The 26,951-nt window shown below is 31.8% G+C and carries 27 protein-coding genes, 3 pseudogenes and 1 riboswitch; of the genes and pseudogenes, 12 read left to right on the top strand and 18 right to left on the bottom strand.

The genetic code is table 11. The annotated features are described in order from the left end of the window. Nucleotides 1-51: 51 nt before the first annotated feature. From LQ682_RS03275 to fdrA, 5 genes and pseudogenes are all read right to left on the bottom strand, one after another. Complete coding sequence (locus LQ682_RS03275; RefSeq protein ID WP_239705424.1) at nt 52-1,266, bottom strand: CynX/NimT family MFS transporter; 1,215 nt, start codon at nt 1,264-1,266, stop codon at nt 52-54. An 82-nt stretch (nt 1,267-1,348) separates the two neighbouring features. After that, nucleotides 1,349-2,284 (bottom strand): carbamate kinase, encoded by a 936-nt coding sequence (gene arcC, locus LQ682_RS03270; protein WP_016999009.1) that lies wholly within the window; start codon nt 2,282-2,284, stop codon nt 1,349-1,351. Further along, complete coding sequence (locus tag LQ682_RS03265) at nt 2,284-3,060, bottom strand: oxamate carbamoyltransferase subunit AllH family protein (RefSeq protein WP_103269292.1); 777 nt, start codon at nt 3,058-3,060, stop codon at nt 2,284-2,286. Before LQ682_RS03265 ends, arcC begins: the two co-directional genes overlap by 1 nt. A gap of 1 nt (nt 3,061) precedes the next feature. Beyond that, nucleotides 3,062-4,321, bottom strand: a complete 1,260-nt coding sequence (locus LQ682_RS03260) for a YlbE family protein (protein WP_016999007.1) — start codon at nt 4,319-4,321, stop codon at nt 3,062-3,064. Further along, nucleotides 4,321-5,529: pseudogene (gene fdrA, locus LQ682_RS03255) on the bottom strand (acyl-CoA synthetase FdrA); the annotation flags it as partial. The gene LQ682_RS03260 and the pseudogene fdrA, both read right to left, overlap by 1 nt. Between fdrA and LQ682_RS03250 the strand changes: the two are divergent. After that, nucleotides 5,523-7,025 carry a PucR family transcriptional regulator gene (locus LQ682_RS03250; RefSeq protein ID WP_103269293.1) on the top strand — a complete coding sequence of 501 codons (1,503 nt, stop codon included), beginning with the start codon at nt 5,523-5,525 and terminating at the stop codon, nt 7,023-7,025. The pseudogene fdrA and the gene LQ682_RS03250 overlap by 7 nt on opposite strands. Before the next feature lie 86 nt (nt 7,026-7,111). Here LQ682_RS03250 and pruA read toward each other — a convergent pair whose 3' ends face one another. The 4 genes and pseudogenes from pruA to LQ682_RS03230 form a co-directional block, all read right to left on the bottom strand. Continuing rightward, entirely contained in the window at nt 7,112-8,662 is a 1,551-nt protein-coding gene (gene pruA, locus LQ682_RS03245; RefSeq protein ID WP_103269294.1) for an L-glutamate gamma-semialdehyde dehydrogenase, read from the bottom strand. A 241-nt stretch (nt 8,663-8,903) separates the two neighbouring features. Next, a complete protein-coding gene (locus LQ682_RS03240) occupies nt 8,904-9,413 on the bottom strand; it encodes a thioredoxin domain-containing protein (RefSeq protein ID WP_103269295.1) in 510 nt (169 codons plus the stop codon). 175 nt (nt 9,414-9,588) lie between these two features. Then, a complete protein-coding gene (locus tag LQ682_RS03235) occupies nt 9,589-9,789 on the bottom strand; it encodes a cold-shock protein (protein WP_016998994.1) in 201 nt (66 codons plus the stop codon). Nucleotides 9,790-9,982: 193 nt separating this feature from the next. Further along, nucleotides 9,983-10,669: pseudogene (locus LQ682_RS03230) on the bottom strand (2,3-diphosphoglycerate-dependent phosphoglycerate mutase). 189 nt (nt 10,670-10,858) lie between these two features. On the opposite strand from LQ682_RS03230, the gene LQ682_RS03225 reads away from it, so the two are divergent. After that, nucleotides 10,859-11,245 carry a CidA/LrgA family holin-like protein gene (locus LQ682_RS03225; RefSeq protein ID WP_182093557.1) on the top strand — a complete coding sequence of 129 codons (387 nt, stop codon included), beginning with the start codon at nt 10,859-10,861 and terminating at the stop codon, nt 11,243-11,245. Further along, nucleotides 11,242-11,925, top strand: a complete 684-nt coding sequence (locus LQ682_RS03220) for an LrgB family protein (protein ID WP_064205325.1) — start codon at nt 11,242-11,244, stop codon at nt 11,923-11,925. The genes LQ682_RS03225 and LQ682_RS03220 overlap by 4 nt, the downstream gene beginning before the upstream one ends. Before the next feature lie 227 nt (nt 11,926-12,152). Here the strand turns inward: LQ682_RS03220 and hxlB are convergent, their stop codons facing one another. After that, a complete protein-coding gene (gene hxlB, locus LQ682_RS03215; RefSeq protein ID WP_239703907.1) occupies nt 12,153-12,692 on the bottom strand; it encodes a 6-phospho-3-hexuloisomerase in 540 nt (179 codons plus the stop codon). After that, nucleotides 12,679-13,326 (bottom strand): 3-hexulose-6-phosphate synthase, encoded by a 648-nt coding sequence (gene hxlA / locus LQ682_RS03210; RefSeq protein WP_064205327.1) that lies wholly within the window; start codon nt 13,324-13,326, stop codon nt 12,679-12,681. Before hxlA ends, hxlB begins: the two co-directional genes overlap by 14 nt. 112 nt (nt 13,327-13,438) lie before the next feature. Here hxlA and LQ682_RS03205 point away from each other — a divergent pair, with 112 nt between their 5' ends. Continuing rightward, complete coding sequence (locus LQ682_RS03205; protein WP_016998988.1) at nt 13,439-13,795, top strand: winged helix-turn-helix transcriptional regulator; 357 nt, start codon at nt 13,439-13,441, stop codon at nt 13,793-13,795. 58 nt (nt 13,796-13,853) lie between these two features. Next, nucleotides 13,854-14,408, top strand: a complete 555-nt coding sequence (locus LQ682_RS03200; RefSeq protein ID WP_174700873.1) for a DUF4256 domain-containing protein — start codon at nt 13,854-13,856, stop codon at nt 14,406-14,408. A 65-nt stretch (nt 14,409-14,473) separates the two neighbouring features. Here LQ682_RS03200 and LQ682_RS03195 read toward each other — a convergent pair whose 3' ends face one another. The 6 genes from LQ682_RS03195 to LQ682_RS03175 form a co-directional block, all read right to left on the bottom strand. After that, on the bottom strand, nt 14,474-15,292 hold the full coding sequence (locus LQ682_RS03195; protein WP_103269298.1) for an alpha/beta hydrolase: 819 nt from the start codon (nt 15,290-15,292) through the stop codon (nt 14,474-14,476). A 98-nt stretch (nt 15,293-15,390) separates the two neighbouring features. Further along, on the bottom strand, nt 15,391-15,705 hold the full coding sequence (locus tag LQ682_RS03190) for a hypothetical protein (protein WP_064211764.1): 315 nt from the start codon (nt 15,703-15,705) through the stop codon (nt 15,391-15,393). 1,152 nt (nt 15,706-16,857) lie between these two features. Beyond that, nucleotides 16,858-17,703, bottom strand: a complete 846-nt coding sequence (locus tag LQ682_RS03185; RefSeq protein WP_182094112.1) for an AIPR family protein — start codon at nt 17,701-17,703, stop codon at nt 16,858-16,860. Further along, nucleotides 17,700-18,326: an AIPR family protein gene (locus LQ682_RS14125; RefSeq protein ID WP_275591496.1), complete on the bottom strand. Its 627-nt coding sequence runs from the start codon at nt 18,324-18,326 to the stop codon at nt 17,700-17,702. The genes LQ682_RS03185 and LQ682_RS14125 overlap by 4 nt, the downstream gene beginning before the upstream one ends. A gap of 522 nt (nt 18,327-18,848) precedes the next feature. Next, the gene (locus tag LQ682_RS03180) at nt 18,849-19,229 is read right to left on the bottom strand and encodes a (deoxy)nucleoside triphosphate pyrophosphohydrolase (RefSeq protein ID WP_103269026.1); all 381 of its coding nucleotides are present in this window, start codon (nt 19,227-19,229) and stop codon (nt 18,849-18,851) included. 60 nt (nt 19,230-19,289) lie between these two features. Then, entirely contained in the window at nt 19,290-20,324 is a 1,035-nt protein-coding gene (locus tag LQ682_RS03175) for an HNH endonuclease (RefSeq protein WP_103269027.1), read from the bottom strand. A 178-nt stretch (nt 20,325-20,502) separates the two neighbouring features. On the opposite strand from LQ682_RS03175, the gene LQ682_RS03170 reads away from it, so the two are divergent. Further along, nucleotides 20,503-21,030: an HdeD family acid-resistance protein gene (locus LQ682_RS03170; RefSeq protein WP_064211766.1), complete on the top strand. Its 528-nt coding sequence runs from the start codon at nt 20,503-20,505 to the stop codon at nt 21,028-21,030. Nucleotides 21,031-21,545: 515 nt separating this feature from the next. Here the strand turns inward: LQ682_RS03170 and LQ682_RS03165 are convergent. Beyond that, nucleotides 21,546-21,881, bottom strand: coding sequence for an antibiotic biosynthesis monooxygenase (locus LQ682_RS03165; protein ID WP_103269028.1), 336 nt, complete (start codon nt 21,879-21,881; stop codon nt 21,546-21,548). Between the two features lie 17 nt (nt 21,882-21,898). Between LQ682_RS03165 and LQ682_RS03160 the strand changes: the two are divergent. From LQ682_RS03160 to LQ682_RS03135, 6 genes and pseudogenes are all read left to right on the top strand, one after another. After that, nucleotides 21,899-23,041 (top strand): annotated as a pseudogene (locus tag LQ682_RS03160) (AbgT family transporter). 63 nt (nt 23,042-23,104) lie between these two features. After that, nucleotides 23,105-23,214, top strand: a riboswitch (TPP riboswitch). A 61-nt stretch (nt 23,215-23,275) separates the two neighbouring features. After that, nucleotides 23,276-23,860 carry a thiamine phosphate synthase gene (locus tag LQ682_RS03155; protein ID WP_275584014.1) on the top strand — a complete coding sequence of 195 codons (585 nt, stop codon included), beginning with the start codon at nt 23,276-23,278 and terminating at the stop codon, nt 23,858-23,860. Continuing rightward, a complete protein-coding gene (gene thiO / locus LQ682_RS03150; protein WP_103269031.1) occupies nt 23,853-24,959 on the top strand; it encodes a glycine oxidase ThiO in 1,107 nt (368 codons plus the stop codon). Before LQ682_RS03155 ends, thiO begins: the two co-directional genes overlap by 8 nt. Further along, complete coding sequence (gene thiS, locus LQ682_RS03145; RefSeq protein WP_016999530.1) at nt 24,956-25,156, top strand: sulfur carrier protein ThiS; 201 nt, start codon at nt 24,956-24,958, stop codon at nt 25,154-25,156. The genes thiO and thiS overlap by 4 nt, the downstream gene beginning before the upstream one ends. A 1-nt stretch (nt 25,157) precedes the next feature. Beyond that, nucleotides 25,158-25,925, top strand: a complete 768-nt coding sequence (locus tag LQ682_RS03140; protein WP_103269032.1) for a thiazole synthase — start codon at nt 25,158-25,160, stop codon at nt 25,923-25,925. Next, nucleotides 25,925-26,923, top strand: a complete 999-nt coding sequence (locus tag LQ682_RS03135) for a ThiF family adenylyltransferase (RefSeq protein WP_103269033.1) — start codon at nt 25,925-25,927, stop codon at nt 26,921-26,923. The genes LQ682_RS03140 and LQ682_RS03135 overlap by 1 nt, the downstream gene beginning before the upstream one ends. The last annotated feature ends 28 nt before the right edge of the window (nt 26,924-26,951 follow it).

Genomic DNA, 26,951 nt, shown 5'->3' with positions numbered 1-26,951 from the left:
ACAAATACTCCTAATCCGTTAAATCGGATTAGGAGTATTATTTTATAACTTTTATTGATCTTCTACATATACATCTTGTGCTGCTTGTATAGCAAATATAAACGTTAAAACAGATATAACAAGTAATGCGATTATACCTACGTCCCATCCGCCGAAGTAATCATGTAAATATCCAACGAAGAACGGTCCAATTGCTGCAATAAAGTATCCGATAGATTGTCCGAATCCAGACAATGACATGCTACCTGCACTTGTTCTTGCTCTTATTGAGAAGAATGTCATACATATACTGAAACATGCACCCATTCCTAGACCCGCTATAACCATACTAATTGCTAGTAAAACAATTGATTGGCTAAATAGTAAACTGAAGCCAACTAAGAATAGCACCGTTATAATTGTTACGAGTATTTTTTGATTTTTCATTTTAGAAGCAATTATTGGAAATAGAAATGTCATAGGTACTTGTGAAAATTGGTTCAACATAAGGAAATATCCAGCTGTAGTTGGTGATAGTCCTTTATCTATTAGGATGGAAGGGACCCATGCAACTACTGTATAAAACACCATAGATTGAAAGCCCATTGTTAACGCAACAACCCATGCTAACTTTGAAGTTACCATTTTAGGTTTAGGTCCTTGTGCTTTAGCTTGCATTTCTTTAGTAGCTTTAATTTCCTCAGCTTTTCCACCTTTAACTTGAGGCATCCATAATATAAGCGCTAATACTGCTAATATAATCCAAAACGCTAATGACAAACGGAATCCTAATGGTGAGATTTGGGATAAGGGATAACTTAGTCCACCACCCAGACCAGCAGTAAAGTTCATCGTCGCACTATAAATACCGGTGAATAAACCTATTTGTAATGGGAATTTCCATTTCACATAACTAGGTAGACAAACGTTTCCGAATGCGATAGCCACACCAATTAAGATTGTACCGAAAATAAATAAATTAATACCGCCAGATACACGTAAGAATAAACCAATCATTAATAAAATTAGTGCATAAACAATTGCACCTGACATCGTTAACTTAGTAACAACTCTCGATACTAACGGAGATACAATCCCGAATATAAGTAAAGGTATTGTTGTTAAAAATCCAGCCAAACTATTATTGATTTCTAATGTAGATTTAATTGAGTCAACAACCGGACCAACAGAAGTTAATGGTGCCCTTAACGTAGAAGCTACAAATATCATACCTAATAAAACAATCCAAATATCTTTAAAATGATATTTTTTCATTTGTTCTTCCAAATCCTCACCTCCATATAAAATTTTTAGAGTCTAAGACATAAATAATTGTCTCAGACTCTTTCATAATATTGACAGTAGCTGATTATTTTACAATGCGTGTGCCAGCTTTGCCTTCTAAAGCATCTACTGCTTCGCCTAATGAACAAATAATAGCTTCATTACCTGTCTTAGCAAATTCAATAGCAGCTTCAATCTTAGGTAACATACTACCTGCTGGGAATTGTCCTTCGCTCACATATTGTTCAGCTTCTTCAACTGAAATTTGTTCTAATTTCTTCTCATTCTCTTTACCATAATTAATATAAACATTTGGTACATCTGTTAACATCATGAACACGTCTGCTTCTACTTGTTCAGAAAGTTTTAAGCCTGATCTATCTTTATCGATTACAGCTTCTACACCTTCAAGATTTCCTTCTTCATTACGATATACAGGGATACCGCCACCGCCTGAAGAAATAATAATTGATTTACTTAGTAAACTTTTAATTTCTTCAACGCCATGAATAACAAGTGGTTCTGGAGAAGGTACTAATCTGCGGTAACCTCTACCTGCATCTTCTCCCATTGTAAAGCCTTTATCTTGTTCTAGGCTTTTTGCTGTATCTTCATCAAAGAATACGCCTATTGGTTTAGATGGGTTGCTGAACGCTTTGTCATCTTTATCCACTTCTACCATAGTTAATAATGTACTAACGTTTGCATTAATTTTATCTTTATTCAAATGATTTTTCAATGCCATTTCCATCATATAACCAATCATACCTTGTGATTCTGCACTACAAACGTCTATTGGTAATGCTGGAACGTTATCTTTAGCATACTCATTTTGAGCAATAATATTTCCTACTTGAGGTCCGTTACCATGTGTAACAACAATTTCATGGCCTGCTTTTCTTATTTCTATCATTTTCTCTGTAGCTGTTATGACATTGTTGTATTGATTGTCATATGTTGCTTCTTGTTTAGGTTGTAAAATAGCATTTCCGCCTAAAGCAAGCACGACTCTTTTACCCATTAATTCCACTCCTTCTGTAAAGCTAGAGAAATACCATAAAGTGTATCCATTCCTGAGGATGAATCAACTGATATTAATTCTTTTATCGCTTTTTCCGATGCTTCATGTTGAAGCTTTGTAATTTTCGAACTAAACAACCCGTCTAAAGCACAATTTAAAAAGGCTTCACTAACGACTGTTGTAAGATGTTCATTCAATAATTGTTTTAATTTTAATAAATTTGATGTCTCTATAAATGGTGTTAATTTATTTGGAAAAAGTATTCCAGTTATAATATCATCACCTGTTGGCGTCAGACCTTGTCCTCTACCAATGTAATATCTTAAATAAGGTTCAATATCTACTTCTTTCGAGCTCAGTGCTACTAAAAATTCATCTATTTTTGAACTTGTAAATTCTGATTCTTCATAATCTGCAAAAGAAAATTTATCCAATTGTTCTTTTAATAACGGTACATTACATTGATCAAAATCTTGTTCTAAATCGAGCACATCAACTTTCCAGTTTAACTTTAAATGATTAATGTTTAAGGTATGATGTTGAACTTTCAGTTGTGCCCCAATCTCAATTTCAGAAATGAGCTGATCTCTCGTAAATGAATCGACAAGTATACCGAAAGGGAACCGACCATTTTCGTCAGTACCTATGAATATTAAATCTTGTTGATCCGTTATGATATTAAAGCCTTTTTTAAATATACTGTGCACATAAAAAGCATCATGCTTTCTTAATAAATCAAGTGCGACACTACCTGTCGCACTTGCATTTAAAATCATCTTAGAATCCTAATTTCTCAGCATAAGCTGTAATTGCTTTTTCGAAACATTCGATTGGAGGATGTACAGTACCCGCTCCAATTTGTCCAAAGCCTGCTACTTTATGTGCAATACCAGTATTAATAACTGGAGTAATGCCTGTTTCTACTACTTTTCTAGCATCAATTCCTAATACAGCTCCTTTGAAATTCCAAGTTGGAATAGCAAAGTTAGGATTTTCACCAATAGTGATTTCTGTCATTTCATTACTTGTTTGTAATGCATCATCAAAGCCACCTGTGCCTACAAAGCGTGTCACTGCAGGAGCAGCAATCATTGCCATGCCTCCTACACCTATTGTTTCTGTAATTGCAGAGTCTCCCATATCTGGGTTTGCATCGTCTGCTGAGTAACCAGTGAAATACAGTCCTTGTGGTGTGTTTACTGGCCCAGTGAACCATTCGTCTCCCATACCAGCGATACGGATACCGAATTGATTACCGTTACGTGTCATAGCTGTAACTACTGTACCAGATTGAATAGTTCTTGCTGCATCCATCATTGCTTTACCAGTTGCCATAGCAACGTTCAAGAAGAATTGGTCTGTATCAGATAAGAACTGTATTACTTCTGTACGTTTTTCGTTATCAATGTGGTCTAATGAAGATATAACTGGTGCTATATCACGTAAGAATGCGTATGAAGAAGCAATATTACGTTGGTGGAATTCGTCACCCATAGCGATAGCTTTTGCGATAAGCACGTTAACGTTCATACCATCTTCTAGTGAACGAATTGCTTCACCTAATACAGGACCAAGTACATCTTTCATCCAATGTAGACGATTAATAACTTGTTCATTGTATGCACCGAAACGCATAACCGCACCGATACCTTCGTTCATTTGGCAATATGCTTCGTTACCATTTTCTCTGTTTTCTACAACAAGTACTGGCATGTTCATTGAAGTAATACCGCCCATTGGACCCACCGCGTTTACGTGGTGACATGGTATCAATGTAATTTCATCATTTTCTAACATTTTTCTAGCAGTTGCTTCGTCATCAGCCCATTCTTCAAAAAGAATCGCACCGACACATGCACCTTGCATTGGATCTGTCATATCGTCATATGTCATTGGAGGCCCTGCATGTAAAAGAACATTCTCTTTTAATTCTGGAATTTTAGTTTTTGCTGGGACTACATCTACTAAGAACGGTGCAGCAGCAACCATTTTATCTATAACGGCTTGATTGGCTTCATCAATTGTTTTAAATCCCATTATACTGACTCTCCTTCATAATTATTTAAAAATTGTAAGACTTTCATTAATTTTTCATTTCCACCTGCTATTGGACGCCAGTTAAATTGAACAACTTCTGATCCACTGTTTTCAACCGCTTCAGCGAAACTTTTCAGTCCTATGTTAATAACACTTGGTTTCATATTGATAAGGTTCATAATTTTTTCATCAACTGTTAAATCAACTTTAGTTGCTTCAAATGTTTGAACTTGTAATTCAGGTTGTTCTACTTTTCCACCTACTAATTCAATAGCTGTACGAACCATTTGATCGTTTGTATCACAAATAATTGCACCAGCTTCACGTAATGTTTCTTGTTGTTGTTCATAACCTTGATGATCATGTTCAGTACCAACTACAGTAGCTAAGATTGCAATATCTCTACCTTCTGATTGATCTTTAGATTTAATACTTGAGATTGTTGGTGCTAATTCATTTGCCATATCATCATGGCTACCATATCCAATTACGTTATCAAGCATAATGACAGCAGTTGTTTCTTGATCAGCAGATTTTTCTAACATTTCGATACGTTTTCCAGGATCAATCATTGGGTGTGGTCTACCTTGAGTATACATATCATCACCTAAGTCTATTACTTCGTGATTATTTGCTTTCAAAGTAAATCCTTCAGCTTCTTCACTTTCAACGTTTAAAGCATCTTTAACTAACATTGCTGCTTCAGAAGCTAAAGTACCGCCTGAATAATAACCTTTAATACCAGTTTGATTATCTTTTAGTTCAACATTAATATCTTTAAGTGTAGAAGCTGCAAAGTTCGGTTCTTCGCCGTTAGATAACTGTACAGAAACACGAGCTGTTTCTTCTAATGTGTATGCATGATGAATATTTTTCTCAGTAAATTCTGGTTTATGACCTGAGAATAGTGTTACGACTGGTTTTTCAATATTACGTAAAAGATTTAATACTTTTTCTTCTACTTCTTTAGCTGGGGGCTTAGAAATTACAGTTATCACTTTTACTTTAGGATCTTGGTTTAAAGCTTTGATTGAATCTAACATTGTAACCGCACCAACTTCTGTTGATAAATCACGGCCACCTGTACCGATTGCGTTTGTAACACCTTTGCCTTCACGGTCAATAATTGTTGTAACTTCTTGGATACCAGTACCAGATGCTCCTACAACACCAATGTCGCCTTCGTTCACGATGTTTGTAAATGCTACAAGATATTAAACACTTCACTTCACCATATATGTTAATACTGACAACTGCTATGAATTATCAAGAAGACCAAGATGGATTAATACAACTCATCAGTGATTTAAATGAAATTCAAACAGCTGGTCTTGGAATTAAAGTGTCACGTTTCTTAAAATCTATAGATCAAAAAGTTATAGATTATGCAAATTCCATAGAATTCCCTCTGATTGAGATTCCAGAAGCGTGGAATTTAGGAGATATTACACATCATATTTCATCATATATTTCAGATGATGAATCGGAAAAAATGAACTATGCTTTAAATATACAACAAGAATTAAATCATATGTTAATAAAAGGGTACGATGCTAACTTAATGGTCGAAAGATTCAGCAAGTTACTAAAGGTACCAATCATGTTAATTAATCCTTTTGATGATGTTGAAGCGGTTAGTCATCACTATACTCATAACAGACAATTACTAAATGAAAACTTAAAGTATTTTAAGCTTTATATGTCGACTCAAGACATCAAACAAAATACTAAATCTTCTTTTAATGAAAAGCATGTCATATTTGAGGTACCAGCTTTTAATTACTTTCCATATTATTTAATGGTTTCAAACGTTGATACTTTAAGCTATCCATTTAGTTTATTAACAATAGAACAAGCTGTTACAACGATAAGCTTTGCTATATATAAAAACAGTCGTATTAAAGCTACCGAACAACAAGATGTAAATAGATTTTTTGAATCGCTTATGACTGAAAATACATTATCTATTAAACAGCATCCAGATTTGTTCAAACGTTATAACATCCATTTATCTGATTTCTATCAAATTTTAATTTGTGCAATTGATAGTGAAGATGGCGTAGAAAATAGTGTTTATCTTAATGAACGATATCAAATGACATCTGAATGGTTATCAAATATGTTGCATGATATCGACAACACTATTTCTGTATTTACATTACCAAGTAACTATAGATTTGCAGTATTACTACAAACAAAACATCAATATTACTTGGATTATTGTAAATTCATACAAAATGAATACACAAAGTATTTCCGCGGAAATATCTCTATAGGTGTAGGTAACGCAGTATCAGAGTTTTCACAACTGCCTTCTTCATTTTTCGAAGCTAATGAGGCATACGAAGATGAAGCTGAAAAAGGTGAAAAAGCTTTCTTAAAAGTTTATAAATCAAAAAGTGTCCAAGAACTATTACAACTTATTCCTGAAAGTAAATTAAAACCTTTCATTACTTATACTTTAGGTCCGTTGGCATATCCTAAAAAGACAAAAGATAAAGAATTAAAATATACATTAAAAGTTTATATGGATAATCAATGCGATATCACTAAAACAGCAGATGAAATTTTTATTCATAGAAACACTGTGAAATATAGAATTAAAAAATGTGAAGAAATCATTGGTTACCCGGTTGAAGATCCCGTAAGATCTTTAGATATACGAATCGCTTTATATGCATCAGAACGTATCAGTTTTCATTAATAAAAACCCCCGCTCGTTAAATTATTCATAACGAGCGGGGGTTTTAAAGTTACATTGGATATTTATAATCCACTTACTTTATTATATTAAAATTGTTCTGAAAGAATTTTTTGCTCTAAGAAGTTTAACATGTAGTCTGGGCTACCTGTCTTGGCATCAGTTCCTGACATTTTGAATCCACCGAATGGGTGGTATCCTACTACTGCTGCAGTACAACCTCTATTCAAGTATAAGTTACCTACATCAAAGTCTTCACAAGCTTGTCTCCAATGTTCACGATTATTTGTAATAACTGCGCCTGTTAGACCATAATCTGTATCATTAGCTACTTCTATCATTTCATCAAAGTTTTCACATTTAGTAAAGCCTACGACTGGACCAAAGATTTCTTCTTGCATAATTTGATCGCTAGATTTTAAGCCTGAGAAGATTGTAGGGTTTACGAAGTAACCTTTACTGTCATCAGTTTTACCACCTACTTCAAGCTTACCTTCTTTGCTACCAATTTCGATATAATTTTTAATTTTATCGAATTGTTTTTGGTTGATAACTGGTCCCATATAAACATCTGAACCTTTATCAGTATTACCTATTGATAATTCTTTAGTAAGGTTAACAGCTTTTTCTAGAACTTCATCATAAACTTCTTTATGCACAATTGCACGAGAACATGCTGAACATTTTTGTCCAGAAAAGCCGAACGCTGAGTCTACTATAGATTGTGCAGCTAAATCTGTATCTACATTATTATCTACAAGAATAGCATCTTTACCGCCCATTTCAGCGATAACACGTTTTAAGAAGTTTTGCCCTTCTTGTATTTTAGCAGCTCTTTCGAAGATTCTCGTACCAGTCGCTCTTGAGCCTGTGAACGTTACGAAATGAGTGTCTTTATGATCCACTAAATGGTCTCCGATTTCTTTCGGGTCACCAGGTACAAAGTTAACTACACCTTTAGGTAAGCCTGCTTCTTCTAACACTTCAATTAATTTATAAGCAATTAATGGTGTGTCCTCAGCTGGTTTAAGCAACACTGTATTACCTGCAATTATAGGTGCAACAGTTGTACCTGTCATTATAGCGAATGGGAAGTTCCAAGGTGGTATTGTAACGCCTGGCCCCATAGGTTTATAGATATACTGGTTATGTTCACCTTCTCTATCAAATACCGGTTTACCGTGAGCAAGTTCCATCATTGAACGTGCATAGTATTCAGTAAAATCAATGCCTTCATTTGTATCACCATCTGCTTCATTCCATGGTTTACCCGCTTCGTAAACCATCAGTGCAGAAAATTCATGTTTTCTTCTACGAATAATGGCAGAGACACGAAGCAATAATTCCGCTCTTTCATGAGGCGTCCATTTTCTCCAAGTCTTATATGCTTCTTTAGCCGCTTCCATCGCTTGATCAACTTGCTCTTTAGAAGCTTTTGAAACACGACCTAACACTTGTTGATGATCAGCTGGATTTACAGAATCGTACTTATCATCAGTGAAAATTTTCTCTCCGTTTATTACGAGAGGAATTTCTGTTCCAAATTCAGCTTGAACTTGAATTAATGCATCTTTAAATGCCTGTTGATTCTTTTGATTTGTAAAATCAGTTGCAGGTTCGTTACGAAATTCTACTACCATCCTTCATACCTCCTAAATATAATCAACCCTTTATAAGGTAATAAATACCTCTTATTACTATTGTACTTTCGCAAAGTTTTTATATTCATGTAAAGGGCTTACATTATTGATTCTACCCTATTTAGCACGATTTAAAAACCAATATACATCATTAAAATAAATTATCTTTTTCACCTTGTTAATAAGTGTAATAATACAAAAAATTCAATCGTAAATTAAGATATAAAGTTATAGAATTTGTTTAATTTAATAAGGATTTTTCTAATTTTTCTTGAATTGTTTCTTGATTATCTTCTACAGGATCAAAATCAAATCTTTCTCCATTAATGAATACTGTCGGTATACCCGTTATATCTTTTTCAAACGTTTCTCTATTAATGGCTAATGATCTATCATCTGCATGTTTTTGTGGCGCTAACCTTAATTCATCTTCCATTTTTCTTTCAATCGTTTCAAAGCTTACTGTCCATTCTTCTTGTGTTTCATATAAATCACGTATATATTTTATCGCTTCATCAGGGTCATCATAATCTAAATGGATGTTCGCTACCGTTCCTTTTAAAAGATGTTGCTTCGTCTTATCAAAATGTTTAACGATATATTTTACGTCTCCATTTTCTATATAAGGTGTTAACACTTCATCTGCAGCAAAAAAGTAATGTTTACAATATGGACACGCAAAATTAATAAAAGCTTCTACTGTAATATTTGCATCTTCTTTACCAAAAGTTAAATGTTGTAATTCTGTCATGATATAACCCCCTTTATGTCGTTAACTTTATTAAATCATTAAATATGTAATATTACCATTATAAAGGGTGATTAACTTTCTTATAAAAACAAAAAAGCATGAAACCATCATAATTGATGATTTCATGCTTTATATTTAGAACGATAACGTCCCAAACAGATCATTAACAGAAATATTAGTTTTTGTTAACGTTAACTGCTTGAGGTCCACGTTGACCTTCTTCGATATCGAAAGTAACTGATGCACCTTCGTCTAATGATTTGTATCCTTCAGTTTGGATTGAAGAGAAATGTACGAAAACGTCGCTTCCGTTTTCTCCTTCGATAAATCCGTAACCTTTTTCTGCGTTAAACCATTTTACTGTACCTTTATTCATATAAAAGTCCTCCTAGTGCTTATGCACAATATATTTGCAATAATCAATCTTCAAACTTAAATGGACTTTCATTAACAATGAATAAAACTACCAATTAATTTAATCTCGAAATATCACTTGTCTATTACTATACGCTACATATTATGAAAAGTAAAGCTTTTTGTTAAATTAAACTTTTATTTCCCTTTTATCTCTATAAATAGTATTTATCAATGACTTTCAATTCATCATCTAATTCATAGATAAGTGGCGCGCCAGTTTTAATTTCTAACTCTGATATTTCATCATCAGGTATATCTTCTAAATATTTAATCAATGCACGCAGTGAATTACCATGGGCTGAAACAAGTGTCGTTTGACCATTAACGAGACTCGTTGAAACGTGGTCAATCCAGAACGGAATCACTCTATCTAAAGTGTCTTTTAAACTCTCTGATAGTGGCATTACTCTACGATCTAACATTGCATACCTTCTATCGTTTAAATATTCTTCTTGCAACGCTTTATCAGCTTCAGGTGGTTTTGTATCATAAGAACGTCTCCATATATGTACTTGTTCTTCATCAAATTCTTCTCTTGCTTCGTCTTTATTTTTACCTTGCAAGCCACCATAGTGACGTTCATTTAAACGCCAAGTTTTATAAACGGGAATCCATAATTAATGAGAGTGTTTCAACAATAAATAAGTTGTTTCAATCGCTCTTGTTAACAATGAAGTATAGACAACATCTATTTCTATTTCTTGTTTTAATAATTTTTCCCCTGACAATTTCGCTTCGTTAAATCCTTGCTCAGATAATCCTACGTCAGCCCAACCAGTAAACAAGTTTTTCTTATTCCAATCACTTTGTCCATGTCGACATAATATTAATTTTGGCATTTCTCTCACTCCAATTTTTTCTATTAGTTTATTCTATTGAAACACTATTTCTTATTTTTTTAAAATAATAAGATAGACTTAATTTATAAAAATACCATTTTAAAAATAACCAATGCATTCTATAATTGAATGATATATGACAAACACAAAGTACTATATTAAATACTTTTTATAAGGATATGAATAAACATGATTTTAAAGTCCATTAAAGTAATACTTCAATTATGCTTAATATATTTGATTACCTTATGTGGAAATTGGATTCAAGAAACATTACACATACCAGTTGCAGGAAGCATTATAGGCCTAGCTCTCTTTTTCTTATTATTACAATTTAAAATCATCAAGACAGAGTGGATATCTAGTGGTGCCAATTTATTATTAGGTACGATGATTTTCTTTTTCATACCTTCTATAGTTGGTGCTATGGATTTAGCTGAACAATTCAATTCGAAATACATAGCATTAATCATATTAATTATTGCGAGTACATGTATTGTCGCTCTCACTTCAGGTTATGTGGCAGAAAAAATGTTAAAATCCGCTCATAAAAAGGACGGTGACAACATTCAATGATGATTAAAACAATATCAATGATTGTCTTAACTTTACTCATGTACTTACTGGCAATATTTATACAGAAAAAGTTGAAAATAGCGATATTACACCCAGCGCTAGTATCATCAATTGCTATTATTTGCGTACTGCTCATTCTTGGCTATGACTATGATGATTATATGGTTGGTGGACATTGGATTTATGACTTCTTAAACTGTACAGTCGTGTGTCTAGCCTACCCTTTATATTTATATCGAGATATGATTGTAAAACATTTCAGAGTAATATTAACGAGTGTACTTGTTGGTATATTAACTAATATTGTATTAGTTTTTACAACCCTTAAAATACTCGGTTATTCTAAAGAAATGATTGCATCATTATTGCCGAGATCAATCACAGCTGCAGTTGGTATCCAAGTTTCAGAACAAATTGGTGGCGTTGATACTTTAACAGTATTATTCATCATGTTAACTGGACTTATCGGCAGTATGCTTGGACATTACTTAGTTAGACTAGCAAATTTTCAAACTTCCATTGCAAAAGGTCTTACATTTGGAAATGCATCACACGCTATAGGGACAGCTAAAATATTAGAAACTGACATTGAATCAGCAGCATTCAGCTCTATCGGAATGATACTAACAGCGCTATTAAGTTCTGTTATATTACCATTATTCATATTGTTTATATATTAAGAAGTAATATAAGAAAAAGAACTTGGTATATAATCTACAATTTTGTTCGTGCATGCTTGCCTAAGGGCATGGTTCAAGCCTGTAGTCTCTCACTCCTACTACTCCCTCGGGCTTCAGCACTTTACAAAATCGTGGAACATACTCTCTTCTTATCTTTATAAATAATAAGCTACTCTCGCTTATATAACACAAAATCCGAGACAATTGTTATGTCTCGGATTTTTTACCTATTCTAAATTCGCATGATTATTTTGCATTGTTGTTTCGGATACGTTTATTTCTTTCATTATTTCCATAATGATACTATCTAAAAATATTTGACTGCTTTGTTCAAACAAACTTCCTAACGGTTGTTCAGAGCCTTTTTCGTCATATTTAGTACCTGCTGGTAGTGTAATAACTTCTTTTGATAATTCAGCGATTTTTGACTCGCTTTGAGTTGATATTAAGATAATGTTTGCTTTAGCTTGGTTTGCTATTTCAGATAAAAGTTGTAAATGCGCTGTTTTACCTGATCCAGAAACAATTAATAAGAGATCATCTTCTTGAATAGATGGTGTTGTTGTCTCTCCTACAACATAGCTACGTTTACCTAATTGGTTTAAACGCATTGCAAAACTATTCGCAACAAATGAAGAGCGTCCTTTTGCTGCAACAAAGATTGCATTCGCTTTTAAGATTTCGTCTAAAAACTTTATATTCTTTTGCTCATCCACTTTATTGAGTGTATGTTCAATTTCACTAAGAATCAGTTTATATTGTGACATCTTGTTTGCCATCCATAATATTTCTACACGTTTTAGCTGCTTCTACAGGATCTTCAGCATTAGCAATTCCGCCACCTACGATAACTAAATCTGGGCCTTCATCTACAACTGATTGAATCGTTTCTGGTTTTATACCACCTGCTACCGCAAGTTTAGAGTTTTTAATAACTGATTTAACAGTACGTAAACTCTCTAATGGAGATACACCTTCTGCTTGTAAATCGTAACCTGTATGAATAGCGATATAGTCAGCGCCTAATTCGTCTAGTTCTTTCGCACGTTTTTCTAGATCTTGGACAGCAATCATATCAACTAACAGTTCTTTGCCACTTTTATGAGCTTCTTCGATTGCAGCTTTAATAGAAGCATCTTCAGCAACTCCTAAAATCGTTACAATATCAGCACCATATTTGACTGCTTGGCTTACTTCATAACCAGCTGCGTCCATAATTTTTAAATCTGCTAATACTTGTGCTTTTTTAACAGATTGGCTCATTAATTCAACTGCACCTAACCCTTCATTAATAACAATTGGTGTACCGATTTCTACAACATCTACATATTCCTCGACTTGTTGAGCTAATTTAGCTGCTTCTTCTTTATTTAATAAATCTATCGCTAATTGTAATTTCATATTTTATTTATCTCCTTAATATATATTAACTTGCACTTACAATCATGATACAATGGTTAAAAATACGCAATACTGACAAATATGTCACTTAGTGAAGAAATGGGGTTATATCATGCTTTTAATTAACTATAAAGAAACAGAATATTATAATTCGAAAGACCTGGCACTATCGGTAATTGGAGGTCGTTGGAAGATACCTATCATTTGGCATTTACTTCAAGAATCACCACTTAGATTAAATCAATTAGAAAAAAGATTACCTGATATTAATCAACGAATGCTCATACGACAACTTAGAGAGCTAGAAAATGATTACATTATACATCGAGAAGTTTACCCGGTTGTACCACCTAAAGTAGAGTACAGTTTAACTTCAATAGGAAAAGACTTAGAAGCGGTTGTCAACGGTATTTGTGACTGGGGTGACGAGTATTTGGCGTTTTTAAAAGAAAATCATGAAAACGAATAACATATTACTTTAAATAACATTCGTTTCTGGTAAACTATTACAAAAAGGAGCTATGACTATGTCATCAAACAAACTATCGCAAGAAGAACAACAACAACTTATTACTACTTTAAAAGAAAGATTTGAAAAATTTACAGAAAGACACGAAGGTATTAACTGGTCAGATGTAGAAGAAAGACTACTTAATAATTCTGAGCTATTATGGTCACTTAATGAAATGGAAAGAACTGAAGGTGAACCTGATGTTATCGGAATAGAAGATGGAAAATATCTTTTTGTAGACTGTTCAAAAGAGAGCCCTAAAGGACGTAGAAGTGTTTGTTATGACAGAGAAGCATTAGAATCAAGAAAGAAGCATAAGCCCGAAACAAGCGCTATTGATTTAGTAAATGAAATGAAAGTATCTTTATTAACAGAATCACAATACCGTCATCTTCAAACGTTAGGAGAATTCGATAAGAAATCTTCTAGTTGGATTGAGACACCAGATAAAATTAGAAATTTGGGAGGCGCACTATTTTGTGACCGTCGCTATGATACAGTATTTACATATCATAATGGTGCAGAATCATACTATGGAGCAAGAGGATTCAGAAGCATGTTGAGAGTATAAATAAAGAGGTTGAGACATGTGTTTATGTCTCAACCTCTTTATTTATTGGATTCCATACATTTATTTTACTCATCTTCATCAGGTTCAAGTTCCATTATCCAACTACTTATTAAATGTGAGAAAGTGAAAAATTTTGTATTTTCATGAAATATCTCATGTTCGAACTTAGGGAAGATATGCAACGATTTATGTTCTGAGCCGATTTCTCTATATAAATCAATTGAATCTTCTGGTGATACTGCTCCATCATTTTTTCCGTGGAGTATCATGATAGGGTCAACAAAGTCTTTAGCGTGTTCTTTTAAGTATTCGACTCCTTCCAGTAAGCTGTGTACTAAGCCTCCTGAAATATGTTTTTTAATTAGTGCATCAATTTTATATTCTTCAACAACTGATGCTTTACTGCATAATCCTTCTCCCATTTCATTAGGGAAGTATTCTTCTGGTCCTAATGACTCAGCACCCTCAAATAATTTCGTATGGTACCTAGTTAGCGCACCACTTGTAATATATCCATCTACGGTCCCTGGATACTTAGTGCCATACAGTGTTACTGCAAATCCACCCATACTATGACCAATTAAATAAATTTTAGGTCCTATGTTTTCTTTCACATAGTCTACAACAGCTTTAACGTCCTCAATAATTTCTTCATAAGAACCATAGTAAGTATCTTTTCCTTCAGAATGCCCATGTCCTCTATGATCAAACCTTACAATGTTACTACCAAACATATTTAATTCATCTACAAACTCATCATAACGTTCAGCATATTCAGCTAAACCATGCACAATAATAATTGTTGAATCATGCTCCTCTGAACGATTTACCTTAGTATATAATTTTGTTCCATCCTTAGATTCTACATAAGTAATATATGACATAAAATCACTCCTTTCATTCATTGTATCTTATATATAACTTGAAGTTAATTTTTCACAAAAAAGTTTGAAACAAAAATCTATTACCCTGACAAAGATAATTAGAATTGAAAAAAATAATCTAGATATAAACAAATTTGATTCACTTTATATTCTCTAGCATTATCAGCAGTCGATGATTGTTTAAAAATAATTAATGATTCTAATTCCTTCCCTTTAAAAATCTTTATATACACATTATTAATAAACTGTTCAGGATAAAGATAGTCTTCGTAAAAACGATCATTTAAATTTGCTTTCAACACTGTTAAGTCATAACAATCAATCACATTATACATTCGTTTCCTAACAATCCCCTTTTTACCATTTGTACAAAAGCCTTCAATATCTGTAATTTCAAAAGATAATTTAACCACTATTAACATCCTCCAAATAAAAAAAGCGTGTCCTCTGTTAAAACAGAAAACACGCCCTCTTCCCATATACTACTAAGTCTCCTATCACGAAAAAATCGCGATGATATATGCTACAACATAATAAATTAATATATTTTTATTGATTAATAATAATTATCTTAATCATTTTTGTTCCATCAATTTCTAAGAACTTACCAACTTTAAATAATTTAAAATAAAAGTATCGACCATTTATACAAAAATAAAACATCACAAATTCAAAAGCGACAAAATAAAATAGTTTTAGTCAGACATGAATTTTTAAATTGTTCAGAAATCCAATAATATAGTTTTGTAACCACACAATTCTATAAAGAAGAAATGAACACGATAATCTTTAAATATTATATTTAATTAAAATTATAAGAACTATGGAAAGAAAATGAGAAGAACAAAATATGCAACCTAGTCAAAAGAGTATGGTTTAGAACTTGTATGTTTATTGCCTAAATATACAAGCTTCATAATTACTGTAAAGACTAGAATTTACAGTAGAAGCGAGAACTTAATATAACCTTTACTAATAAAGCAATTAAGAGCTGAACTTTGAACGATCATTTAAAAAATCATTAAAACTTACAGAAAAGATTTATAAGTATATTAACAACAATTAAACGATAAATTATATAATCATCATGATATCTTAGCAATCATTATATAAACAATTACAAAATTCAGTGTATAAATGTTTATTCATTCCCCTTAAATAGAGGTTCAGTGAGATTACACTTAATATTATATATAATCTTTTTTTGATGTCAATACATTTATTTAATTTTTTTATAGAATTTTTAATAAAATCTATATGCTCAAATATCGAAAAAATAACCATCTTTTTCTACAGAAATATCATACAATGAAATATATTTCAGTAAACAGAATACCAACAGCCTCCGGATAACTCTTAGATTACTGTTTACACTTATATTATATAACTCAAAATTCAATTTCAATTATTTTTTATAAAAATAACATAGAATATCTGTAAATATTTAAATTTTGATGTTACCCGTAAAAGTTTTTATTAGATAGAAAAAGACATCGTACACATTGTACGATGTCTTTTAATTTAAAACAATTTAAGTTGAGAATATAAATCTTCAGATAAAGCATCTATTTTTTATCAATATCCCGACTTGATACCCTTTTAAATAAAGGGCCATATGCTGAAATTAATTCATTATGTTTTCTACTAACTCTTTGGTCTTTAATAACTTTATCTGCTATTTTTTCAAGATATTTTTTATCTGTTTTAAAGAAGTTACTTGGGCTTGTTACATTTCCAAAGCTAAATTCACGTTCATAAGAAGTCGCTAATATCTCCACAAATTCAACAATTAAGTCTTTTAATTTATCATCTATATCATCATTTTCATAATTTGAAATAAAAGTTCCAAATTTAAAATCGTCACCATGTAAATCTTCAATACTTTTAGCACCTGGATCATTGTTAACTATTCTATAAATTACCCCCATAATCGCAATAAGTGAATATTTACCATTTACTAAAATAGTCATTTCTTCTGTTGATAAACCAACACTATTATGTTCTTTTATATTTTGAATAATATAATTAACTCTTTGATTTAAATTTATCAAATCTTTTATAAATTCAACCTTAACCTGATCATTGGAATAATTAAGTTTGAATATACTTTTGTAATGTGAATTATTAGAAAAAAGACTTTTTTTACTAGATCTAGCTGTTCCAGGTCTTTGATTTACAAATGAATAAAATAATTGAGCAAACTCTTCATTTTTTATTTTACTATTACTATGACTTCTTGGAGCAGTAATACCTCTCTTAATTTCCATGAAAATACCTTCATCATATAAAATCCTTTGTAATTGTATCATCTCTGGTGCATTAGCTTTTAAGTCTTTTGGCTGTATAGCTTTCTGTGAATTTGTTGCTTCAGCTATATTATTGAAAAAGTCTCTATCATCATTACTTTTTATGTCTTCTCTATTTTTTCAATTATTTTGCACATTAAATAAAAATCATCTTTATACGACTCTAAATTTTTTGCGATTAATGAAGTAGTCTGACCACCATTAACGATTGAAAAATCGTATACTTTCACATTATCCCCATCTAAACGAAAATGTTCACATGCTATAGTTATACCATTATTCATAAACCAGAAATCATCAGAATTTTTTCTCATACTTTCGATAATGGCATCATCAACCGTTTTCGATTTTATATATCTTTGTATATTCATATTAAATAAGCCTTCACTTTCAAATTTTTCGAAAGCGGCTTTTAAACTTTGAGCACTTATGTTAACAACAATTCCTTTATAATAATCAGATTCGTAATTTAAAGCATTCTTCGATTCATCAATTTGGAATTTATGTTCTTTAGCAGGCTTGAGTGTCTGCTGTATTTCAATTATTGCTTTTTTAATATCTCTTTCATAATGAATAATTACTTCTGTAAATTTACTTTGTTTAACGTTTTTTATCTTTTTATGAATTTGTTTTTCATCAAACTCGCTTGTAGAAGTGAATAAAATTTCTATATTCCCTTCATCTTCATCAGACAACCTATCTATTGCATTTCTATAACTTTTCTTCAATTTTTTATTGTATAAATTAGTTTGCCCCTTATCAAAATCTATAAGAGTATTATTAATTTTTGTAATTTCATTAAATACATCATTGATATCAACATTATTTGAATATTTATTTTGACCAATAATAACTTTTGAATTATCATCATCAAAAAATATAAAATCAATGCCACCATCACTTTTTCCATCAGTTATATTTTCATTCGTTAGATCAAACCAATTTTTTTGTAATTAAGAGATTTATAACAATATAGTGAACAAATAAGTATATTAAAAGCTTTTTCTGCATTGATTGGATAATTCTCTTCATTAGCTATTTTCATTATTTTATTCAGTTCTTTTTCTATCACAGATAACATCTCCTTTTATTTTCTCTAATCATATTTATTTTTACAATATATTAATTATTATATAATAATTAGAAAGTTAATAATAGTAATTATCCGAATATTTAGTATTTTTTATTGTTTATTACTTTATATAAAATCTTGTCTTTATTAAAACTCTCAATTTTTAATCTGATGCTTTCTATAACCAATTTAAAATTGGTATGTCTGCGGGAGCAAGTTTTAAATTAGTTAAGTTCTGTTTATTTAACCATTTACTGTCCTGGTGCTCTATTAAATTAAATTTCCCTTCCTCTAAATTACATAAATACACATTCAGAATGACTCTACCGAACTCGTACTCATACATTGTAGTTCCTAAGAATTTTTTTATATTGCAATTAGCATTTAATTCCTCTTTTATTTCTCTTTTTAATGCTAATTCTGCAGTTTCATTTATTTCTATTTTACCTCCTGGAAACTCCCAATAGCCGGCCAATGATTTATTTTCTGCTCTTTGACAGCATAGGTATTCCTTATGTTCATTTTGAATAACCGCTGCAACTACTTGAATTTCTTTCATGTTATATCTCCAAATCAAAAAAATTTGTAAATGAACTATTCAGCATTTTTCAATGTTGTATTAAATTTCTGTTCTATATTTTTGTGGCCTTTTGTTGACACTTTCTATTAATTTTTCTTTATCAATAGGGTCTTCTAGCATATGGATTTTTGCATGACAATTTGGGCATACCGCTACGCAATTATCTATTGTATCGCTACCGCCTTTTGCTAAATATTCTATGTGGTGAACATGCAAAAATGGCACATTATCAACATTGAAAGGTGCTTTTTCTTCACATAACGTGCATCTTCCATTTGCTAAATACTTTACGATATCTCTAATCTCTTTACTTCTATCGTAATAATTTATCCTAACTTGTCTATGAAATGGTTTTGAACTCCCTATTTTATTTGATTCTTCTTTATTTAATTCACTAGCATCTCTAGCTTTTTTTAACAAATCTTCTATATTGTTTTCTTTTTTATTTTTCCTTGACCTTTCCTCTTTATTATTCTCTATCGTTTCTAGTGGCGGTGCATAAGCTTTATTCTTTAATACAATTGGAAATTTAATAACTGACCTAGCTTCTTTATCAACGTCTCTTTCAAGTATATAAAAAGGTTCTATTTTTTCACTTAATTCAACAGGTCCAGCATATATGTAATGACCCGTTTTAAATGATTCAAATAAATATAGATTTACGTAATTAGACTTATAATTTTTCAAAACTCTATTTTGCCCTTTTTCTATATCTTGATCTCCTTCTCTACCTTCTCCTGTATAATAAAATATATCTCCTTCCCATTTATTATCATATATGTCCTCTCTCTTTATATTTCTTGAAACAATAACTAATGAGTTGGTTCTATGTGATCTATTTAATCCTTTTTGTAATGAACATTTAAATGCATCAGCAACATCTTCCCCTTTATATTCCTCTCCTATTTTCAAATTATTAATTTTATCTTGGTTTAAATTATTTCTAAATTCCACTACTTTTTCTAAATCAAATTCTTGATAATTATCATCTATAGATGGAATTCCATTATTTATCAGATAATTAAAATCCTGTGAACTCATCTCTAAAGTTTTAAGTAATTCACTTTTTTTCATTTTATATCGTCTCTCTTTGTAAGATATTTTAAGTAAATCTTATCATTTAATGTAATTATTTTCATTGTTATTATTAAATTATTTAAATAATCAAAAACTCACATTATTTCCCACTTCCTCTCCATCCTCTTTACAGTTAAAATATACTTACACTACTTTTTTCAAAGGAGGGTTCGGTTTGGCTAATCAAAATAGTAAGTTTAGATGGCCGAGTTTTGTGATTGGTGGGATTTTCTTAATCATTGGTATTGTTATTTTTAGTTATCCTGTTGAGAATTTCTACGCGATTACTTGGTTAATTGGTTTATTCTCTTTAATCAGCGGTATTTTAGAGATTGTGTTCAGACGTGCTAATAAGAAGGTTATGGGAGTTCCTAGTGGTTGGACATTCGTTTTGGGTATTATTAACATTGTTTTCGGACTTGTTGTGATGTTCAATTCTGCTGAGAGTTCTGTATTTTTAATTTATATTTTCGCGGTTTGGTTCATGATTAATAACGTGATTGCTATCTTTACAGTTACACCTGCTGAAAGATCTAATGGCATGTTCCATTTATTATCTATTATTTTAAATGTGCTTGGTATTTTAATAGCTATAGTATTGTTATTCAATCCTTTACTAGCTGCAGTGTTTATTTCATTCATGATTGGATTCATGTTTGCTCTGTTTGGTGTGTTTTACGTTATTGATGCTTTATCGTCTTAACTGTAAAAAAATTTAGATATATCTAACAAAAGAAGCGGCTTTTCGCCGCTTCTTTTAATTTATAGATTCTTTCTGTTTTCTGTCATATTTCATATACAACACTATGGCTAACAATAAAATAAACACGATATACAATGTAGTTGTATATATATTAGCCCACCCCAATGCTTTGATTAGCACATAAACTAGATTTCCTCCTATAAATAACATTACGCTTATATACAGCCCTTTACATCGCTTATAAAAAGGCACCTTTTCTCTATCTGAAAAGTAACGCACAATGAGCCCTATACTGAAAAATACCAAGGTAAAAATTCCAGTTATATCATTCTGTGATATCCATAATATTAACCCATAAATAATATTTAATCCTACAATTCCTGATATGACCCAAAAGTCTTTCATACTCATTCCTCGCTATTTTAGTTATTCTATATTATTCGGTATCTAATTTCTTTTTCACATTATCATATTTTTCAAACAAAAACAGCATGACTTTGATGTCATGCTGTTTTTTATTGTGCTACTTTATCGTTCGAATAATGGTATCCGATTTTATATGTTGTGACTGAGTTTTCTAATATAGGGCTTGTTTCGTCATCTGACTGGTGACGTACGTTTTTGTGTGCTTCTTTGAAAACATCTGATACTAGCCAGTTTTTAAAATTTTGTTCATCTTCCCATAGTGTTAAGATTTTAACTTCGTCGAATTCTTTTAAGTTATTTGTTTTTGTAACAAACATTTCTTTGAATCCTTCGATTGTTTCGATTCCTTGTCTCATATAAAATCTTTCAATTGACTCTTCTGCTGTGCCTTTGTCTAGTTTTAATTTATTTTCTGCCATAAACATAATAATTACCCCTTTATATTTGTATTTTTATATCTATTTTGGGAAATGCTGCTGGTGGTGTGGCACCAATGATTATGCCTGTCTTAACAGCAGTTATATTTATAAAGATGGGTTATCATCCTATTGCAGGTTTAGTGATTAGTTATGCTGCAGTAGAAGTTGGTTATGGAGCTAATTTATTAATCGGGTTAGATGATGCTCTAGCATTTTCATTTACTCAATCTGCATTATAATTATTCTCTGGGGAAGCTTCTATTAATATTGCAATGAACTGGTATTTCACAGCTATTTCAACATTTCTTTTAACCCCTATCATTTTCTATGTAGCTAAGAAGTTTACGATTCCTAGTTTTCAAAATAGCCAAATTGATAAATTGCATGCTGAGTCTGTAAAAACATTCAACCAACGTGCGAAAAAAGCATTAACATATGCGAATATTTCAGTCATTGTATTTTTATTATTTATTGTCGTTATACTTATACCTCAAAATAGTATTTTAAGAAATAATGATACTGGCAGTATTTTAGTTGAGTCTCCATTAATGGATGGCTTTGGAGTCATTCTTCTTCTAGTCTTTATTATTCCTGGTTTAGTATATGGATATATGAGTCGCAGTATTGTGTCTACAAAAGATATAGGCAGATTAATGACAAATAGCATGTCAGATATGGGTAGTTTTACTATAGTTATCTTCTTTGCAGCTCAATTATTAGCTTATTTTGATTGGATTAATATTGGCAAAGTGATGGCTATTAATGGGGCAGAATTGTTGAAAAACCAAAACGGCGTTATTTTGATTATTGGGTTGATTATATTAACGTCTGTTATTAATATCTTTATGGGTAGCGCTTCAGCAAAATGGGCTATATTAGCACCAATTTTTATACCAATGTTTGCTACATTAGGCTATCATCCGGCATTTACACAAATGGTTTATCGTATAGGCGATTCTATTACAAACCCTATTACGCCAATGATTCCGTATTTACCATTCTTATTAACCATTGCACAAAGGTATGATAAAAATATTAAACTCGGTACTTTAATCGCACACTTATTACCTTACAGTATTATTATCGGTGTCGTTTGGACCATAATCATGCTTATATGGTTCTTATTAGGCCTTCCAGTAGGACCTGGAGGACCAGTTAAATTATAATTTTTATTTATTCAATTTGAATAATTTCCATTTTAATTGTACAATGACATTAATAATTAAATAAATGACCACTGGAAGTGCCTTTATCAAAGGCTGAGACTGAAGTAGTGACTTTAGGATTCCCAGAACCTGATCCAGTTCGTACTGGCGTAGGAAAGTGGCGTACCTATTGAAGCTAATTTGCGCTATTTTTCTACTAAGAAAAATAGCGCTTTTTTATTTGGAGTGATTCAATTGTTTATCGCAATAACACCTTATCAAATTTTAACAAAAGAAGATTTAAATCATTACATCGAAATATCAGAACATATAGATTTACTGTTGTTAAGAACACCTATGAATCATCAAAAATTATTTGCAACCATCGACTATTTAATAACAATCGGTTTTCCAAAAAATAAAATAATGTTGCACACACATACTTCATTAGTAGCAACTTTTGATTTAAAGTATGTACATTTTAAAGAAAATGATGCAAAAGCTTTTTTATTTAAAAAACAACATCCAGACATTTCAGTAAGTATGTCTACTCACAACATTGAGACCGTGACAAAAGCCCAAAAGAACAATTTGGATTTTGTATTTTTTGGTCATGTCTTTGAATCTTCTTCAAAGCAAGGAGCAAAACCTAGGTCTTTAGAAGAGATTAAAAATGTACTTTCAATCGATATACCTATTTTCGCTATAGGCGGAATTGATGAGCATACAATACAAAAGCTGCCAAAAGGTTTTCAAGGTGTATGTGCGATTTCTTTCTTTAGAAATGCTGGAAATTCTGCCATTAAATCATTAAGAAAGGAGTGGGAATCTTATGTATGACGTTCTAATTGTAGGGTCTGGCGTCATCGGTATGTCTATTGCACGCGCTCTTTCCGACAAATCAAATAGTTCAATAGCAGTTGTTGATAGAGATGTACCAGGATTACATGCTTCTTATAAAGCTGGTGGCATGCTTGGCGCTCAAAACGAATTTGAAAATTATTCACCTTTATATGAACTCGCTATACATTCTCGACGTTACTTCAAAGATTTAGCTGAAGATTTATACGATGAGACTAATATCGATATCGAATTTGAATCACATGGATTAATTAAGATGGCTTCTAATATTAATGATATTGCTCATTTAAATAAACAGTATACTTTTTTAAGTCAGCATGATGAACATGTAAAAGCGCTCGATAAATCTTCATTGCAAAGCTTATCCAATGGTTATATAGATTTTCATAACCAAGCAATTTATATACCAGGTGATGGACAAATCAATGCTTCTAAATATACAAAGGCATTGCTTGAATCTATTACCAATAAAGGAGTTGATCGATTTTATAAAACAGAAGTTACAAACATAACTAAGAAACGTGATTATTATAATATCGAAACTTCCCATGATGTGCTTCAAGCTAAAAAAGTTGTAATAGCTGGAGGTGCTTGGAGTCATGAATTAATCCATGACTCCACTATCGCACCTCAAATAACTGGAGTTAAAGGAGAAGTTCTTCTATTAGAAAATAATCAAGTAGATTTAAAACAAACTTTATTTATGACCAATGGTTGTTACATCGTACCTAAAGCTAAAAATAGATTTCTTGTTGGTGCTACTAGTTATATGAATGACTTTTCTGTAGGCACTTCTAAAGAAGGTGAAAGCTGGTTATTTAATGAAGCAGCACAGTATGTTCCAGCATTAAAATTAAGCAATGTTATTCACAAGTGGTCTGGCGTCAGACCTTACACTGAAAATGAATGGCCAATCATGGACGAAGTTGATGACGGACTATTTCTTGTCACTGGACATTATCGGAATGGCATACTCCTCTCACCTATTATTGGTAAGTTAATGTCCGAATGGATTATCAATGATCATACACCATCTATATTAGAAAGATTTAAAGCAAAAAGGAGTGTTGAATTATGAAATGTATTATCAATGGAGATGAATTTAATTTTGAACAAGATTTACCTGTTACAGAGGTATTATCATCCCTTGAATTAGACCAAGAAAGAATCATCGTAGAATTCAATGGATCACTGATTAAAAAGGAAAATTTCAACGAAACAATTGTTAGAGAATCAGATCAACTAGAATTACTAGAATTTGTTGGAGGCGGATAAAATGTTAAAAATAGGACCATATGAATTAAACTCAAGATTATTATTAGGAACAGGGAAATTTGAAGATGAAAAAACACAATCAGAAGTGATTAAAGCGTCACAAACTGATGTATTAACGTTCGCTGTGAGAAGAATGAATTTATATGATAAATCATTGCCAAACCCATTAGCTAATGTTGATTTAAAACAGTTTGTTACATTCCCTAACACTGCCGGTGCACATACTGCAGAAGAAGCTGTGCGTATAGCTGAAATCGCACAACATGCAGGCCTTTGTAACATGATTAAAGTCGAAGTAATTGGAGATGACAAAACACTGCTACCTGACCCAATAGAAACTTATAAAGCTTGTGAAATTTTATTAGAGAAAGGTTATATCGTATGTCCATACATTTCATGTGATGTAGTACTAGCTAAACGTTTAGAAGAACTTGGCGTACACGCTATTATGCCTTTAGCTTCTCCTATCGGTACTGGTAGAGGCATAAATAATCCACTTAATTTGCGATATATTATTGAGCAATCTGAAGTGCCTGTCATTGTTGACGCTGGAATTGGTTCTCCAAAAGATGCTTGTTATGCGATGGAACTAGGTGCTGATGCAATCCTATTAAATACTGCTATTTCCAGTGCTAAAGACCCTGTAAAAATGGCTGAAGCAATGAGATTAGGCATTGATGCTGGGCGATTAAGTTATGAAGCGGGTAGAATTCCAGTAAAATATACTGCACAAGCATCTAGTCCTACTGAAGGTTTAGGTTTTCTATAATGGATCGCTATGATAGACAAACAAAGTTCCAACCATTTGGTGAAAATGGTCAGCATCAATTACAAACAGCTAAGATAATGATTATGGGTGCAGGTGCATTAGGTAGTCACGTTGCTGAACAACTTGCAAGAGCTGGTGCACATCATTTAACAGTTGTTGATATGGACATAGTAGAAATCTCTAACCTTCATAGACAAGCTTTATATGATGAATCAGATGCTTATGATATGCGACCTAAAGTTGTCGCTTTACGCGATAAAATCAATAAGATTGATCAACATGTAACGTTAAATGCTGTGAATAAAGAGCTGACACCATCTAACATTGAAGAAGTGATTAAACAATATCAACCAGACATCATAGTAGACGGCATGGATCATTTTGATATACGCTTTTTAATTAACGAAGTATGTCATAAACTACAAATCCCTTGGGTTTATGGTGCAGCTGTCGGGAGTAAAGGAACAGTATATGCAATTGATTTCGAAGGACCATGTTTAAAATGCATTTTAGAGAATGTTCCAGAAACAGGAGAAAGTTGTGCTATAAACGGTGTCTTACCACCAGTCGTTAATCAAGTAGCAAGCTTTGAAGTATCCGAAGTATTACGTTATATTGCTGGGAAAGGATTTTCTAAGAAACTTATAACATTAGATTGTTTCGAAATGAATACACGTAGTACTCAAATTGATATGCTGAAAAATCAACAATGTCCTGTTTGTGTAAATGGTCATTACAACATCTTAGATAAGCAACATATGTCATCAATAGAAGCGTTGTGCGGAGATGCATTTTTATTTAGATTTAAAGAAAAGACATTTAACTTAGCACATTATTTCCCAGGTGATGTTTTGAAAGAAAATGATTACGTCAAATTGATTTCATTCAAAGATTATAAGATGACATTTTTTGCAGATGGACGTATGAATGTACATGGCGTTTCACATTTAGAAGAAGCCGAAACGCTATATCATAACTTACGAAAATCAATACAATAAATATAACACCTCTAATGTATAGATTAAT

The organism is Mammaliicoccus sp. A-M4, from assembly GCF_022386955.1.
Lineage (GTDB): Bacteria > Bacillota > Bacilli > Staphylococcales > Staphylococcaceae > Mammaliicoccus > Mammaliicoccus lentus.
Note: the sequence above shows the minus strand (reverse complement) of the source record. Positions and strands in the feature narration are given on the sequence as shown.

Bases quoted from the DNA above. Each gene is read 5' to 3' on its own strand.
- pruA (WP_103269294.1), bottom strand. From the start codon at position 8,662: ATGGTAGTAGAATTTCGTAACGAACCTGCAACTGATTTTACAAATCAA.
- LQ682_RS03235 (WP_016998994.1), bottom strand. From the start codon at position 9,789: ATGAATAAAGGTACAGTAAAATGGTTTAACGCAGAAAAAGGTTACGGA.
- arcC (WP_016999009.1), bottom strand. From the start codon at position 2,284: ATGGGTAAAAGAGTCGTGCTTGCTTTAGGCGGAAATGCTATTTTACAA.
- LQ682_RS03175 (WP_103269027.1), bottom strand. From the start codon at position 20,324: ATGAAAAAAAGTGAATTACTTAAAACTTTAGAGATGAGTTCACAGGAT.
- hxlB (WP_239703907.1), bottom strand. From the start codon at position 12,692: ATGTCACAATATAAACTGATTCTTAGTGAAATTGAACATACACTCAAT.
- LQ682_RS03220 (WP_064205325.1), top strand. From the start codon at position 11,242: ATGATGATTAAAACAATATCAATGATTGTCTTAACTTTACTCATGTAC.
- LQ682_RS03140 (WP_103269032.1), top strand. From the start codon at position 25,158: ATGTTAAAAATAGGACCATATGAATTAAACTCAAGATTATTATTAGGA.
- LQ682_RS03200 (WP_174700873.1), top strand. From the start codon at position 13,854: ATGTCATCAAACAAACTATCGCAAGAAGAACAACAACAACTTATTACT.
- LQ682_RS03225 (WP_182093557.1), top strand. From the start codon at position 10,859: ATGATTTTAAAGTCCATTAAAGTAATACTTCAATTATGCTTAATATAT.
- LQ682_RS03165 (WP_103269028.1), bottom strand. From the start codon at position 21,881: ATGTTTATGGCAGAAAATAAATTAAAACTAGACAAAGGCACAGCAGAA.
- LQ682_RS03135 (WP_103269033.1), top strand. From the start codon at position 25,925: ATGGATCGCTATGATAGACAAACAAAGTTCCAACCATTTGGTGAAAAT.
- thiS (WP_016999530.1), top strand. From the start codon at position 24,956: ATGAAATGTATTATCAATGGAGATGAATTTAATTTTGAACAAGATTTA.
- LQ682_RS03260 (WP_016999007.1), bottom strand. From the start codon at position 4,321: ATGGGATTTAAAACAATTGATGAAGCCAATCAAGCCGTTATAGATAAA.
- LQ682_RS03240 (WP_103269295.1), bottom strand. From the start codon at position 9,413: ATGACAGAATTACAACATTTAACTTTTGGTAAAGAAGATGCAAATATT.
- LQ682_RS03180 (WP_103269026.1), bottom strand. From the start codon at position 19,229: ATGAAAGAAATTCAAGTAGTTGCAGCGGTTATTCAAAATGAACATAAG.
- hxlA (WP_064205327.1), bottom strand. From the start codon at position 13,326: ATGAAATTACAATTAGCGATAGATTTATTAAATAAAGAAGAAGCAGCT.
- LQ682_RS03265 (WP_103269292.1), bottom strand. From the start codon at position 3,060: ATGATTTTAAATGCAAGTGCGACAGGTAGTGTCGCACTTGATTTATTA.
- LQ682_RS03250 (WP_103269293.1), top strand. From the start codon at position 5,523: ATGCTACAAGATATTAAACACTTCACTTCACCATATATGTTAATACTG.
- thiO (WP_103269031.1), top strand. From the start codon at position 23,853: ATGTATGACGTTCTAATTGTAGGGTCTGGCGTCATCGGTATGTCTATT.
- LQ682_RS03195 (WP_103269298.1), bottom strand. From the start codon at position 15,292: ATGTCATATATTACTTATGTAGAATCTAAGGATGGAACAAAATTATAT.
- LQ682_RS03205 (WP_016998988.1), top strand. From the start codon at position 13,439: ATGCTTTTAATTAACTATAAAGAAACAGAATATTATAATTCGAAAGAC.